This window comes from Micromonospora sp. NPDC000663, assembly GCF_042898105.1.
In the GTDB taxonomy this organism is placed as follows: Bacteria; Actinomycetota; Actinomycetes; order Mycobacteriales; family Micromonosporaceae; genus Micromonospora.
Window position 1 is genome coordinate 34,914 of the sequence record NZ_JBIAYR010000007.1, and the last position, 13,906, is coordinate 48,819.

The 13,906-nt window shown below is 73.2% G+C and carries 12 protein-coding genes; 1 reads left to right on the top strand and 11 read right to left on the bottom strand.

From position 1 onward, the window contains the following. Positions 1–23: 23 nt before the first annotated feature. The 9 genes from ACFY1S_RS22405 to ACFY1S_RS22445 all read right to left on the bottom strand — a co-directional run bounded on the left by ACFY1S_RS22405 (position 24) and on the right by ACFY1S_RS22445 (position 12,040). The gene (locus tag ACFY1S_RS22405) at positions 24–2,177 is read right to left on the bottom strand and encodes a glycogen debranching N-terminal domain-containing protein (protein WP_387121216.1); all 2,154 of its coding nucleotides are present in this window, start codon (positions 2,175–2,177) and stop codon (positions 24–26) included. Between the two features lie 58 nt (positions 2,178–2,235). After that, positions 2,236–2,568 carry a CU044_2847 family protein gene (locus tag ACFY1S_RS22410; RefSeq protein WP_387121218.1) on the bottom strand — a complete coding sequence of 111 codons (333 nt, stop codon included), beginning with the start codon at positions 2,566–2,568 and terminating at the stop codon, positions 2,236–2,238. Between the two features lie 13 nt (positions 2,569–2,581). Then, complete coding sequence (locus ACFY1S_RS22415; RefSeq protein ID WP_387121221.1) at positions 2,582–3,925, bottom strand: ABC transporter substrate-binding protein; 1,344 nt, start codon at positions 3,923–3,925, stop codon at positions 2,582–2,584. Beyond that, the gene (locus ACFY1S_RS22420; protein WP_387121225.1) at positions 3,922–5,028 is read right to left on the bottom strand and encodes a hypothetical protein; all 1,107 of its coding nucleotides are present in this window, start codon (positions 5,026–5,028) and stop codon (positions 3,922–3,924) included. The genes ACFY1S_RS22415 and ACFY1S_RS22420 overlap by 4 nt, the downstream gene beginning before the upstream one ends. Further along, positions 5,025–6,467, bottom strand: coding sequence for a VWA domain-containing protein (locus tag ACFY1S_RS22425; protein WP_387121228.1), 1,443 nt, complete (start codon positions 6,465–6,467; stop codon positions 5,025–5,027). The genes ACFY1S_RS22420 and ACFY1S_RS22425 overlap by 4 nt, the downstream gene beginning before the upstream one ends. A gap of 33 nt (positions 6,468–6,500) precedes the next feature. Further along, complete coding sequence (locus ACFY1S_RS22430) at positions 6,501–8,729, bottom strand: tetratricopeptide repeat protein (RefSeq protein WP_387121231.1); 2,229 nt, start codon at positions 8,727–8,729, stop codon at positions 6,501–6,503. Then, the gene (locus ACFY1S_RS22435) at positions 8,726–10,390 is read right to left on the bottom strand and encodes a serine protease (protein WP_387121234.1); all 1,665 of its coding nucleotides are present in this window, start codon (positions 10,388–10,390) and stop codon (positions 8,726–8,728) included. Before ACFY1S_RS22435 ends, ACFY1S_RS22430 begins: the two co-directional genes overlap by 4 nt. Before the next feature lie 59 nt (positions 10,391–10,449). Next, positions 10,450–10,995 carry a GNAT family N-acetyltransferase gene (locus ACFY1S_RS22440; RefSeq protein ID WP_387121237.1) on the bottom strand — a complete coding sequence of 182 codons (546 nt, stop codon included), beginning with the start codon at positions 10,993–10,995 and terminating at the stop codon, positions 10,450–10,452. 64 nt (positions 10,996–11,059) lie between these two features. After that, complete coding sequence (locus tag ACFY1S_RS22445; protein ID WP_387121240.1) at positions 11,060–12,040, bottom strand: LacI family DNA-binding transcriptional regulator; 981 nt, start codon at positions 12,038–12,040, stop codon at positions 11,060–11,062. Between the two features lie 123 nt (positions 12,041–12,163). On the opposite strand from ACFY1S_RS22445, the gene ACFY1S_RS22450 reads away from it, so the two are divergent. Beyond that, positions 12,164–12,724: a CGNR zinc finger domain-containing protein gene (locus tag ACFY1S_RS22450; RefSeq protein WP_387121243.1), complete on the top strand. Its 561-nt coding sequence runs from the start codon at positions 12,164–12,166 to the stop codon at positions 12,722–12,724. On the opposite strand, the gene ACFY1S_RS22455 is transcribed toward ACFY1S_RS22450, so the two are convergent. Both ACFY1S_RS22455 and ACFY1S_RS22460 read right to left on the bottom strand, forming a co-directional pair. Next, on the bottom strand, positions 12,721–13,440 hold the full coding sequence (locus ACFY1S_RS22455) for a VOC family protein (RefSeq protein WP_387121247.1): 720 nt from the start codon (positions 13,438–13,440) through the stop codon (positions 12,721–12,723). The two genes, ACFY1S_RS22450 and ACFY1S_RS22455, sit on opposite strands and share 4 nt — an antisense overlap. Positions 13,441–13,582: 142 nt before the next feature. Beyond that, the gene (locus ACFY1S_RS22460; RefSeq protein ID WP_354823089.1) at positions 13,583–13,876 is read right to left on the bottom strand and encodes a DUF6510 family protein; all 294 of its coding nucleotides are present in this window, start codon (positions 13,874–13,876) and stop codon (positions 13,583–13,585) included. Positions 13,877–13,906 lie beyond the last annotated feature (30 nt).

Below are 13,906 nucleotides of genomic sequence, written 5' to 3' on the forward strand. Positions count from 1 at the left end.
CCCGTCGAGGCCCCGGACAAACGTCAGCTCGCCTGGAGGCGTACGTGGCCGCGGCGGCCCACCGCCTCCACCTCCCACTCTTCGCCGAACGCGCGCACCCGCGAGGCGCTGATCCGGCCCAGGTTCTCGGGGATGTCCGGGTCGAGCACGAGCCGCCCGTCGACCGGGTTGACGCCGAGCATGGCGCGGACCAGGGCCAGTGGTGTGCCGGCCGCCCACGCCTGCGGGCTGCACGCCGTCGGGTACGGCACGGCGAACAGCAGCCGCTCCCGGTCGAAACCGCTCAGGGCCTCCGGCAGTCGGTGGCCGAACTGCTCGGCCGCCTCGAACATCGCCAGGCTGATCCGGTTCGACTCGGCCCGGTAGCCGTAGCGGGCCAGGCCCAGCGCGGCGATCGAGTTGTCGTGGGGCCAGACCGTGCCGAGGTGGTAGCCGAGGGCGTTGTAGAGCCGCTCCTCCCGAGACAGGGTGCGGATGCCCCAACCGGAGAACATGTCGCGCGACATGAGCTGGCGCACCACCGCGTCGGCCCGCTCCGGCGGCACGATCCCGCTCCACAGCAGGTGACCCATGTTCGACGTCTTGGAATCCACCCGGTTCTTGTCGCCGTCCAGGGCGACCGCGTAGTAGCCGCCCCGCTCCTCGATCCAGAAGTCCCGGTTGAACCGCTCGTGCAGGGTGTGTGCCTCGTCGCGCAGGCGACGCGCCAACGCGGGGTTGCCCAACGGCCCGTCGAACAACTCGGCCAACCGCAGTTTGGCGTCGTAGGTGTAGCCCTGCAGGTCGCAGGTGGCCAGCGGCAGCACGGGGATCCTGCCGTCGGCGAAGCAGACCCCGTCCGGCGAGTCCCGCCAGCACTGGTTGCCCAGGCCCTCCGGCGAGCGGGTGGCGTACTCGACGTAGCCGTCACCGTCCCGGTCGCCGTACTCGTCGATCCAGCGCAACGCGGCCAGCGCGTTGTCCCGCAGGTGCTTGACGGTCTCGTCGTCGCCGGTCCAGCGCCAGTACTCGGAGAGCAGGATCAGCCAGAGCTGAGTGGCGTCGGCGGTGCCGTAGTTCGGTCCATACGGTTTCTCGCCGCTGCGGGTCAACTCGCCACTGCGTACCTCGTGCAGGATCTTGCCGGGCTCCTCGTCGGTGAAGTCGTCACACGTCTCGCCCTGAAGGCGGGCCAGAGCCAGGAGCGCGCCCTTCGCCAGCGCGGGCCCCGCGACAAGCGTCTGGTACGCGGTGATCAACGTGTCCCGGCCGAAGACGGTGAGGAACCAGGGCAGCCCGGCACCGGGCAGCAGAATGCGCTGGCCCCTGACCTCCAGGTCGAGTCGCAGTGCCGCCAGGTCGTCGCGGGACTGGCGTACGGTGCGCTCCATCGGGGCGTTGTCGCTGCGCAGCACAGCCCGGTCCTCGGTCCACCGGCGCAGCGGGTCGTCGGCCCGGCCGTGGACGACGTCGGCGATGTCTCCCCGGACCGGCTCGACCACCCCCATCCCGGGCGGCAACGGCACATGCAGGTCGAGCTGCCACTCCTGGCGGGGGCTCAGGTCCAGCTCCCAGACCAGCTCGTCGCCCTCGACCCGGTCCGCCGGCGTCGCGCAGCACACCCGGGTCTGCGCCGAGAAGTCGCCCCGCCGGTAGGAGAAGCACAGCTCGGAGCCGTCGGCGGCGTGGTGCCGTGTGATCTCGGCGGAGCGGTCCCGGACCACCGACTTGACCTCGAACAGGTCGGCGAAGTCCACGTCGACGGCCAGCCGCAGCTCAACCCGGACCGGCTCCAGCCGGAATGAGACCACCTCCACGCGCTCGTGAAAGCCGTCGCCGACGTAGCGCAGCCGCCGCAGACCCAGACTGTTCGGCGGCAGCCCCGGCAGCTCAGGGTTGGTGAGCACGTACTGGGCCGAGTAGTGGTCGATGGTCTCGGCACGCAGCACGAGCAGCTCACCGCCGTTGACGGTCAGGCTCCAGCCGCTGATCAGGCGGGTGTCCAGGTGGACGAGCCCGCCGATGCTGCCCGGCGGCACATCCCCGGACGGGTTGGAGTACAGGAACGTGGGGCCGCTGAGCACGGCGAGGGAGTCGGGGCCCAGCTCGGGCGGTATGGCCCGCTGATCACCACCGTCCCCGTCCGCGACGAGCAGGCCGGGGGTGGGATCGGCAGGGGTCGCACGCACGGCAGCCATGAACCCACCGTAGGAGGATGGATCCGGAGCGTCATCACCCGGTTCGGGTGAAGCGCGGTCAGGAATCCTTGCCGTCCGGTGGCCGCTGCCACCGCACCGTGACCGTGAGCTGGCCCTGCACGCCGGTGCGGGCGATGACCGCGCCGGCCTCGGCAGTCAACTGCACCCCGAAAGAAATCTCGACCTCGTCGGGTCGGTGCGCCATCGACTGGAACTGACCCAGGGCGACGGAGGCGGCGTCGCGGACCTCGGTGAGCGCCCGGTCGAACGTCTCGCGCGCCTCCCGGACGACCTTGCCGGCGGCGCCAGCGTGCGTCACACCGGGCCGGCCGTCGACCTCCACCACCACCGAGCCGCCACCGTCGAGGTCGAACCTGCGCAGTTCGGTCATCGTGTCGTCCTTGTCAGTCGGTCGAGGGCGCTGCGGGTTCGCAGCCCAGATCCATGTACTCCGTCGGAGGCACCGAGCGCCGGACGGCGTCGAGTTCGGCCAGCAGCGCGTCCAGGCGGCCCGGGTCCTGGAGATAGACCAGGACTGCCCGCTCGAAGGCGGTGGCCATCGCCGTCGGCAGCAGATCCGATCCGTCCCGGCACAGCGTCCCGGTGCCCAGCCGGCCCGCGACCCTGGCGGCGACCGGGTCGGCGTCGTCGCCCGCCTGCGCGCGCCGGCTGAAGAACAACCCGTCGCTGGACTCCCGCCAGATCCGCTGCGCCGGCTCGGACGCCAGGTACGCCATGAGATCCCGGGCGGGCCCGGTGTCCCGGAACATGGCCGCGATGTCGTCGGACACCTCCTGCAGCGACGACGTGTCCGACGGACCGACCGGCGGCGTCGGGAAGAAGTCGACCCGGCCACCCCCGTCGGGCATCGCGTCGCGGTAGGCACGCAGCACGAACGAGGCCTGGTGGTCGAGGTAGCACGCCGGCGGCGCGGTGAGCAGGCCGCTGCCCGCGTCCGCCCACGTGGTGAAGAGACTCGCCCGCGCCGTCCCCGGTGACGACGACACGCCCAGCAGGTCACCCCACGCCACCCAGGCGTCGCGCACCGGCCCCGTACGCCAGGACAGCTCACCCCGGGTCCACCGCTCGTACGCCTCCTGCCCCGACTGGTGCAGCAGGATGTCCTCGATCCAGTCGGTGCCCGGCCAGCCGGACACCGGAGGTGAACTCATCCCCAGGCACCACGGCACCCGGCCCCCGGCCGCCACCTTCCGACTCTGGGTGACCAGCTCGGCCCAGGTCGCCGGCGGCTGCCGGTAGCCCGCAGCGGTCAGCGCACCCGGCTCGTACCAGAAGATGCTCTTGAGGTGGGTGGCGACGGCGACCGCGTAGGCACGTTGCGGGCCGACCGGTTCGGTCTTGCGGGCGAGACGGATCACCTGCGCGGCGGCGCCCGCGTCGCCCTCGACGATCTCGTCGAGCGGACGCAGCTGGTCCTCGTTGACGTAGCGCTGCACGTCGTTGAGGCGGGGCAGGACGGCGATGTCGGGCGGGCGGCCACGCTCGATGCCGGCCTGGAGCACCTGGCTGACGTCGCGGTGACCCTGGTAGTCGACGTGGATGCCGCTCTCGGCTTCGAAGCCGCGCAGGACGGCGTCGAAGGCGGCCCGCTCCGCGCCGGTCCACGAGGCGAGGACTGTCACCTCGCCGGCCGGCCCGTCGCCGGAGCACCCACTCAGGCCGGTGCCGGCCAGCAGCACGGTGACCAGCGCCAGCGCCGTCCACGAGCGGCGTCTGCGATCTCTCATGTCGACCGGTATCCGTATTCGGCCAGGCGGGGCTGGAACCCCGCGAGAATCAGCACCGCGATGCCGAGCGCCAGCAGGGGCAGGACGAACTCGACGGAGTTGCTGTCCGCGGCGCGGGCGGCGTGGGTAAGTGTGGTCTGCGCGGCGCGCGGCGGCGCGGGGGCCGCCGACGCGGACGGTGGCTGGGGCGCGGCGCCGGCGCGCAGACCCGCCACCGTACGGTCGCACCCGTCCGGGCACTGCCTGCGCACCTCCTCGGCGAGCCCGTCGGCGGCCTCCCGACGTACCTGGAGGAGCTGCCCCTGCCGGCTCTCCTGCACCGCCGCCACGTCGCGGCGGACCTGGTCGAGATCCGCCGCCGAGCGCAGGCTCAGCGAGGTGAGCGCGACCATCCCCAGGGTCGCCACGCTGGCCAGCAGGAGAGGCACGTTCACCGCCCGGCGGAAGCGGCGCGACAGGTAGATCTGCGTCGGCACCAGCAACGCGCCGAGGACGAGAAGCGGCAGCAGCCACACGGCCGGGGTCAGCCGGTGCGTCCAGCCGTTGTCCCGCTGCTCGTCCAGGACGGACACCTGCTTGGCCAGCAGGTCGTCGAGCAGACTCAGGATGTCGTCCATGAGGCTCGCCGCGTCCCGCAGCCACGCGGCGCCGCCGGCCGGCAGGCTGGCGTCGCGGTAGCTGGCGTCGGCACGCCCGATCAGACCTGTGTACGTGACAAGCAGCGCCTCGACCGTCTGGATGTCGCGGGTGCCGTCGTCCCCGGCGGCGTTGTTCTCGGCCACCAGCGTCAGGTACTGCCCGGCGCCGGCGATCTGGCGTTGGTAGTCCACCCCCGGGCCGCCGAGGAGCAGCCCACCGTCGGTCAGGTTGCGCACCGCCGCCGCGTGCGCGCTGCGCAGCGCGTGCTGCGCGTCGTGGACGGCGAGGATCGCCGGCACCGACCCCTCGGCCGCCGCGTCGGCGGTGCGGGCGACACCGAGGAACACCGCCAGGCAGGCGGCCAGGGCGACGGCCGTGGCCGCGAGCAGCGCCGCCCGCAGCCGCAGCAGGGTACGACGGGTGGTGCTGACCCGCCGCTGTCCGAGAGGGCTCACGACTGTCACGTCACCTCCTCGCCGTCCCGGCCCGGGTCGTCCAGTACGGCGTCGCACTGCTCGCAGTACACCGCGTCCGGCGGCGACAGGTGGCCACACGCGGCGCACAGCCGGTCCTCACCCACCGGGGCCACCGGGACCGGCTCGGGTGTGCCAGTCGCGTGCACGGTCTGGCTGGAGAGCAGCAGGCTGACGTTGACGTCGACCCTGCTCAGGTTGGGTTTGAGCCGGACCAGACCGTCGGGCTCCAGATCCACCAGGTACCGCAGCTGCTCCAGCGCCTTCTCGTCGTGGGCCAGCCGGGCCAGTTCCACCGCCCGCGTCCACCGGGCGTGGGCCTCCACCCGGTCCCCCCGGTCGTACGCGTCGCAGCCCGCGTTGATGGCCTGACGCACCTCCTCCTGCCCGGTCACGTGGGAGACATGGGGATCGAGGCGGGACGACTTGACCAGGTCGTCCGTCCAGTGCACGAGGACGGGGGCGGGGCCGGCCCGGACCTCCCCCTCGACGAGCAGGGTGACCCGGGCTGCCATCTGGTCCTCCTCCAGGTGCGCCACCGAGGGGTCGACGGTGAGGCAGAGGTGGTAGTCCCGCCGCTCCGCACCCCAGGACCCGGTGGCGACCTCGACCGTCCGGCCGTCGACCGTGTCGGCGTACCCGGTGAGGTCGGTGAGGGTGGGGCTGGCCTGTTTGACGAAGGCAACCGTCGAGTACGGCATGGTCTGCACCCGGATCCGCAGGTCGGGCAGCAGCTTGCCCAGCGCGGCGTCGATGGTCGCCCGGAACCCCGCCTCCAGCTCGGCCGGGCGACGCACCGCCTCGGCGGTGCCGCGCAGCACGCCGGCGATCCGCAACAGGTCCCGGGGATGCCACCCGTCGCCGATGCCCCTGGCGTCGCAGACGAACCGGCCGGCGCACGTGTCGAGCACCCGCTCCAGCTCCTGCGGTGTCTCGTGCTGGTTGATGCCGTCGGTCAGCAGCAGCACGTGGCAGATCGCCGACGGGTCGTCCGGCAGCAGGTCCCGGGCGGCGGCCAGCCAACTGCCCATCGCCGTGCCACCTCCCGGGCTGAGCCGGGACACCGCCGCCCGGGCCTGCGCCCTGGTCTCCGCCGACGCGGTCATCAGCCTGGACTCCGAGGGGAAGACCATCCGGGCCCGCTCGGTCCCCTCGACCACCGCGAACCGGACGCCGTCGGGCAGCACGTCGATGGCGGCGGCGGTGGCCCGCCGCGCCGCCGCGATCTTCGTCGGCGGGTTCGCCATCGAGCCGGAGCAGTCGATCACCAGCACCTCGACGAGCCGGCGCGGGTCCGCCCGGGCCGGCCCGACCGCCTCCGGGCCCGACGACTCCCCGACCACCGAGAGGATGGCGTGCATCTCGCGGCCATTCGCCGGCAGGTACTTGTTCTGGCTGACCTGAAGACTGAACTCCATGCCGGCGTCCACCGATTCATGCTCCGTTCCGGGTCGTCGTCGCGGTCACCATCGGGTGCGGGGCCGGACCGCGTTCGCCCGGTCGATGAGCACGTCGTGGTCGTCGGGGCGGTGCGCCTGCTGCCCCAACGCCCGGTACGAGCGCTCCAGCAGGACGCGTACCGCGCGTTCGGTAGGCGGCTCGCCCAGCACCGGGCTCGCGGCCAGCGCACCGGCGGCGCCCGAGCGCAGCAACTCCAACGCCGTCTCCCGGATCGCCGTGGTCAGTCGGTCCCGGGACTCGCCCTGCCGTTCCCCGCCGTCCAGGTGCAGCGTCGCCAGCCGCCCGACGGCCTGCTCCAGCTCGGCCGCGGTGGGCGGCCCACCTGCCAGCCGGGAGGACAGCACGCGCACCGCTGCGACCCCTGCCGCGTCGTGGTGTCGGGACAGCGGCGGGACCTCGTCGAGGATGGCGACAGCCCCGACGCGGTCGGTCGCCGCGAGCCGCAGCCGCGCCAACCCGAACGCGGCACTGGCCTGGAACGGGTCGCGCCGCCACACCGCCGCGTAGAAGCGGGAGGCCAGCACGGCGTCACCGGCCCGCTCCGCGCAGTAGCCCAGCCCGAGTTTCGGGGCGATCTCACCAGGGATGTCGCCGTACACCGCGTCGAACTGCCGCCGCGCCTCGGCGATCCGGTCGTCGGTCAGCGCCAGCAGCGCCTGGTGCCAGGCGATCCGCCAGTCCGCCTCGGCCCGCTCGCCGAGGATCATCCCCGCCTCGGACAACGCCTCGGCCGCCGACCGGCGGTCGTCCAACGCCAGGTACGCCCGGCAGCGGCCGAGTTCGACCTCCACCGACACCTGGCCCACCGTGGCGAGTTTGGCGAGCAGGCTGCGGGCGTCCGGTGCGCCGACTGCGGCGAGGTCGTCGGCGGCCGGATCATCCGGGTCGGGCCGGGGCGTGGGCAGGCCGAGGGCCACCACGTGGGCGGCGGGACGGCCGTCGTCGAGCAGCGTGGTGTCGGGGCCGTCGACCCAGGTGTGCAACGGCGGCACCAGCCCGAGGCCGGCGTCGAGCAGTTGCGCGGACGGCTGGAACAACGACACCGGCTCGGGTTGCCGCCGGTCCGGCTGGCCGGCCAGGATCTCGCGCAGCACCCCGAGCAGCTGCTCCGACATCTCGGCCGCCGAGGCGAACCGCCTGTCCCACTGCGGGTGCACGGCCCGGGCGACGAGCCGGCGGAAGGACTCGACGCCGAGCGCGTCGGCCGCCGCCCCCGGGGTGTCCGGTCCGGGCGTACGGTGCTCGAACAGCTCCGCAAGTGTCCGGCCGAGTGCGAACAGGTCGGAGCGGGGTGTGGCGCCCCGCGCCCGGAGTTCCTCGATGCCGACCAGGAAGTCGGCGGACCCGACGAGGTTCTCGTACGTGCCGTCGCTGCGGCGCACGCCACCCAGGTCGATCACCTTGATGCGGTCGGCCGTGCGCATCACGTTGTCGGGCTTCATGTCGGTGTAGAGCAGCCCGCGCCGGTGCAGGTAGTCCAGTGCGGCGAGGATCTCGTGGCCGTACGCGAGAATGTGGTCCAGCGGGAGCGCGACGTCGGGCTGCCGGGGGTCCCCCGCGGCCACCAGCAGCCGGCGCAGCGACATGCCGTCGAGATAGTCCATCACGATGTAGCCGGTCGGCCCGACGACCGGGTCGTCGTGGGTGGCGAAGTCGGTGCTGCGCACGATGTTCGGGTGGTCGAGCGTGTTGAGGAACTGCCGCTCCTGGATCGCGGCGGCGAGGGCTGCCTCGTCGTTGGCGTGCAGCACCCCCTTCAGCGCGACCTCCAGATTGTCCTGGTGGGTGTCGCGGGCCAGGTAGACCCACCCCTGGCCGCCGCGAGCCAGGCAGCGGACCACCTCGTAGCGGTCGGCGACGAGGTCACCGGGGCCCAGGCTGGGCAGGAAGCTGAACGGTGTCCGGCAGCGCGGGCAGAAGCCCCTGTCCAGACCGGGCCGGCCGCCCCGGCTGCGACCGACCGGGTGCCGACCCGGGCCGGGGCAGAAACGGGCCTCCTCCGGCACCCGTGGCGGTCGCGTCGCGTCCCCGTCGGTCGAGAAGGCCAGCACCGGCAGGGAGACAAGGCTGGCGACAGTCCAGTTGTCCCTGGTGCTCGCCAGGGGGATCACCGCCGACGCCGTGGCCCCGCCCGGACCTGCGGCGGGCAACGGCGCCAGGCCACAGACGTCGCAGTAGCCGGTGTCGTCGACGGTGCCGGCGCAGCCCGGCGTCCGGGTGCACGACGTCACGACACACCCCCTGCGCTGCGGACCCCGACCCCGTGCCGGACGGCGTCGGCATACCGGTGCACGGCCGCCGCGGCCGCCACCAGGTCGCAGAACCCGCCGGTGAGCTGCTCGTACGCCCGGCGGTAGAGCGGGCTCAGCGCCGCGTCCTCGTCGAGGCCGTGGTCGACGGCCATGGCGAGGAAACCGTCGAGGCGGCCGCGCAGCTCGGACCAGTCAGCCTCCATCGCGACGAGCCGTCGCCGGACCGCCTCGGCCTCGCGTACCGCGCGGTCGATGGCGCGTTCGGTAGACGCGAGCCGGTCGGCACGCGCCGACGGGTCGGCCATCGCGCGCAGCGCGGTCAGGCGAATGCGGAGCCTGGTCGAGCGCGACGGCACCGGCGGCGGGTCGGCGACAAGCGGGGCCACCGCGCGGTACGCCCTCTCGGCGGCGGCCTCGGTGGCGGCGAGGGTGGCGACGCGGCGCGCGAGCAGGGCGAGGCGCAACCCGACGGCCTCGCCCCGGAAGGTCAGCAGCACCCGCAGGTCCCGGGTGGCGGCCTGGTCGACAAGGGGCATCACGACGTCGGAGAGCAGCGTCTCGGGATCGCCGGCCTCGTCGATGTTGTCGATGATGGACGATCGTGGCGGCAGCGCGGCGGCGTGCCCGCCGGTGGCGTCGTCGGCCGCGCCGGTCCACTCGGCGATCCGCTGGGACACCGCCTCGGTCGCTCGGCCCGTGACGTCGACCGCCAGGTCGATGCTGCCCACCGGAGGCACGTCGGCGCGGTCGTCCGCAACTGTGGGCGCTGCGGTGGGGCGCAGCTCCCGGCTGGAGCGCACCGCGGCCCGGCGTACCGCCGCCGCCGACGCGGACTCCGAGTGGACGGTGACCACGATCAGCACGTTGGCGTCGAGCTGCCGCGTGAACAGGTCGGTGATCTGCCGGGCGACCGCCGGGTCCACCGGGAGGTGGTTGGCCGCCAGGAAGCCCCGGTCGACCGACGGCGTACCGGGGACCAGGTCGCCGAGCCGGGGCAGGTGGTGCAGGATCGTCTCGACCGGGATCATCCAGGACAGGCCGCTGGCCGGGGAGGTGCCGGCGCCCACCGGAGGCGCGTCCTGGCTGTCCCGGTACGTGCTGACCACCATCCCGACGACCGTCCTGGTGATGTCGTCGACCACCGCGGCGCCACTGAAGCCGGGGCTGATCTGGGGGCCGGTGGTGGCGGCGTCCATCTGGACCCGTTCCCGTCGCGTGCCCGACGGGCCGGCGAGCCGCGCCCGCACGTACAGGCCCTGCTCCAGAGTGTCCGGAAAGCCGCGGACCACCACGTGCCGGTCCCACAGTCGCATCCGGCGCAGCGGCGCGTACGGGCCGGGCGACATCGGTCGCGACAACTCCAGCAGGGCGACGTCGCCGCCGCCCTCGTCGGTGGGTGGCACCCAGCAGTCCATTAGGACACGCGCGGACAGGTGCGGTGAACCGGGCTGGCCGACCAGGTCGACGCCGATCGGCCCGGTCGGCGCGGCGTGCGGGTCGTCCGACGCGCCGGCGACGACGTGGGCGCAGGTCAGGATCTGACGCTCGTCGATCAGCATGCCCGCGCCCAGCACCTCGCCCCGGGGGCCACGGATGCGGACGGGCCACGGCTCGCTGCCATGCTCGACCGTCACCGTCACCTGTCCGAGAGTAATCGAGCCACGAAACCCCGAGTGCCCCGACCGATCGACGGATGTCGTTACAGTGTCGTGTCGCCGGCACTCCGGTCCGGCGCGGTGATTGCCCACCGCTCGTGGTCGCGCCACGCGCCGTCGATGAACAGGTAGTCCGGCGAGAAGCCCTCCAACCGGAACCCGAGCTTGCGGGCCACCCGGCGGGACGGCTCGTTGTCGGGTTGGATGTTCGCCTCCAGCCGGTGCAGCCCGACGGCGGTGAACGCGTGGTCGATCACCAGCGCGATGCCCGCCGAGGCGTGCCCGGTGCCGCTGTACGGCGCGAACGCCGCGTAGCCGAGGTAGCCGCCGCGCAGCGCGCCGAGCACGATTCCGCTGATGTTGACGTAGCCGGCGATCGCGCCGGTGGCCCGGTCGCAGATCAGGTAACCGGCGTTGTCCCGACGACGGATCTTGGCCAGGTAGCGGTCGTACTCTTCGGGGCTGCCCGGCGCGACGAGCCACGGGTGGTGCAGGCTCCGACTGCGCCGCGCGGCGGCGACGAATTCCTCGACGTCGGTGGGTCGGGGCCGCCGGATCGCGGCGGGACCACCGGTACGCAGGTATCTCACGGCCGACCACTCTGACCGACCTCACGGCCGTTGTGCAACCGGCCGGTGCGGGCGGTGGTCCCGTTCACGTCGCCGGGCCGCCTGTGCTCTCCCGGGGGAGCACGGTGTGCGGCGCGACGACAGCGGCGACCGCCGTGTGGGGCCTGTCGATCCGGGCGGTGAGGCGGGCCACGGCCTCCCGGGCGAGAAAACCGGTGTCGACGGCGACCGTGCTCAGGGTGGGCCGCGAGTAGCGCCCCTCCTCGATGTCGCCGACGCCGATCACCGCGACGTCGGCGGGGACACGCAGCCCCGCGTCGAAGGCGGCACGCATCGCGCCGATCGCGAGCGGGTCGGAGAGGCAGAAGATCGCGTCCGGGCGGTCCGGGCCGGCGAACAGGTCGCGTGCCGCGCGGTAGCCGTCGGCCCGGCGGCCGTGCCGGGCGGGCAGCAGGTGACCGGGCAGCGGCGTCAACCCGGCCGCGCGCAGCGCCCGGTGGTAGCCGGCCGTGCCGGGCCGCGGCACACCGCCGGGCTCCGAGGGGTACGCGCCGATCGCGGCGATCCTCCTGCGGCCGGTGCGCAGCAGGTGGGCTGTGGCGTCCTCGGCGGCCCCGGCGACGTCGACGCTCACCTGGTCGCACGACCCGTCGGAACTTCCGCCCCCGATCAGCACGACGGGACGGCCGGCGGCGGTAAGCGCCCGGGGCGCACCGACAAGCACCCCGTCCACGGGCATCGGGCAGGTGGTGTCCGCGCTCTCCTCGTCGTGCCCCCGCTCCACGACGAGCCGGTAGCCGCGCCGCCAGGCCGCGTCGACGACCTCGCGGGTGAGGTCGTCGGCGTACGGCAGGTCGGTGTCGGGCAGGACGAGGGCGAGGACGCCGACGCGCCCGGTGCGCAGGGTCCTGGCGAACGCGTTGGGCCGGTAGCCCAACTCGGCGACGGCGGCCTCGACGCGACTGCGCACGTCGGTGCTCACATGGGGGTAGCCGTTGACCACGTTGGAGACCGTCTTGACCGACACCCCGGCGAGCCGCGCCACGTCCCTGAGCGTGGAAGCCACGACCCGCCCTCCCCCCCACAACGTCACACCGGCAAAACGACTTCGCCGGTGTAGCTTCGACGGTCGCAGGCGATTTCACACCTGTCAAGGCGATACGGTGGTGTCACTGCGAGGGGGTGGCCGGTGGACGACGACGTCGCGGTGCCGGCTGCCGCCCGGCTCATCCGGGACTTCGTGAACACCTACGAACCGCAGATCGACGACGAGACGCTTACCAGCCCCGACCTGCTGCACGACTGGTTCGCCGAACGGCATCTGCTGCCGGTCGGCGTACACCTGGGGCCGGCCGACCTCGACGCGGCCGTGACGATCCGCGAGGGCCTGCGCGCGGTGCTGCTCGGCCACGCCGGCCACCGCGCCGACCCGGACGCGCTCGATCGCCTCAACCAGGCGCTGGCGGCGACGCCCGTCGCGCCGCGCTTCACCGCCGACGGCCACCGGCTGGTCGCCGTCGGCGACACCCCACTGGACCAGGCGGTCGCCGGGCTGGTCGACGCCATCGGTGAGTGCGCGGCGGACGGCTCCTGGCGGCGGCTCAAGGTCTGCGCCCGCGACACGTGCCGGTGGGCGTACTACGACGCCTCCCGCAACCAGGCCCGCCGGTGGTGCTCGATGGCCGGCTGCGGCAACTACGTCAAGATGCGGCGGGCGTACGCCGTCCGCACGGGTCGCGCACCGTCCTAGGCGGTACCGGGGTGGGTCAGCACCCGGAACTCGGTGCCGTCCGGGTCGGCCAGCACCACCGCGCCGTCGTGGTCGTCACCGAGCCGGTCGGCGCCGAGGGAGAGCAGCCGGTCGACCTCCGCCCGCGGGTCGTCGTCGGCGGCGAGGTCGAACGTCACCCGGTCCCGGCCGCCGTTCGGCATGTACGGCGGACCACCCCAGGTGATCTTCGGACCGCCCAGCGGAGACTGGATCGCGGTCTCCTCGTCCTGGTCCCAGACGAGCGGCCACCCGAGAGCCCCGCTCCAGAAGTACCCGACGGCCCGCGAACCGTCACAGGACAGGTCACCGAGGAACCCGCAGCCGGCCAGGAACGTGTTGCCCGGGCCGAGGACGCAGAACTCGTTGCCCTCGGGGTCGGCGAGCACCACATGGTCCTCCTCCGGGAGCTGACCGATGTCGATGTGCCGTGCGCCCAACTCCAGCGCCCTGGCGATCGTCTGCCGCTGGTGCTCCGGCGAGTCGCTCGTCAGTTCCAGGTGCGCCCGATTCTGGACGACCTTCGGCTCCGGCATGAGGGGAAAGCGGAGCCGGAAACCGGTGTCGTCGTCCGGCAGCACCATGACGCCGTGGTGTGGGTCGTCGACCAGTTCCCGACCCAGCATCCCGGACCAGAACCGCCCGACAGCAAGGGGTTCGTTCGCGCCGAAACGCACAGCGAAGAGGTGACTGGTCATGGCTGCGCTCAGCTCCGATCCGAGGACGGGAGGGCCGGCAGGCCCGGGGACCGGAGCCTATGAGCGGGCCGGGCCGGGCCGCACCCCGTTATTCGACTCGCCCGGCGACCGCGTCGGCGAGGCCCTCGTCGTCACGCTCGGGTCAGAGCGGCCCGGGGCGGGTCTGCTCCATCGGCATGGGGACCTGGAGGAAGGTGGTGCCGCGCATGTCCAGCCAGGCCCGGTCCGGCCCCCGGACCAGCCGCACCATCACCTCCTCGCAGGACGGGCAGCGCGCCACCAGGCCCGGGGCGTGCGAGTAGACGTGCAGGCTGGCCATCGAGCCGGTCATCCCGCAGTTCTCGCAGCGGCCCATCGCGGTGCTCAGGTCGACGGTGAACAGCTCACGCATCGGGCCGTCGAGCATGTTGCCGTCCAGGTACGACATCTCGGTCATCGGGTCTCCTTGAAGCTGCCTCGGGCGGAC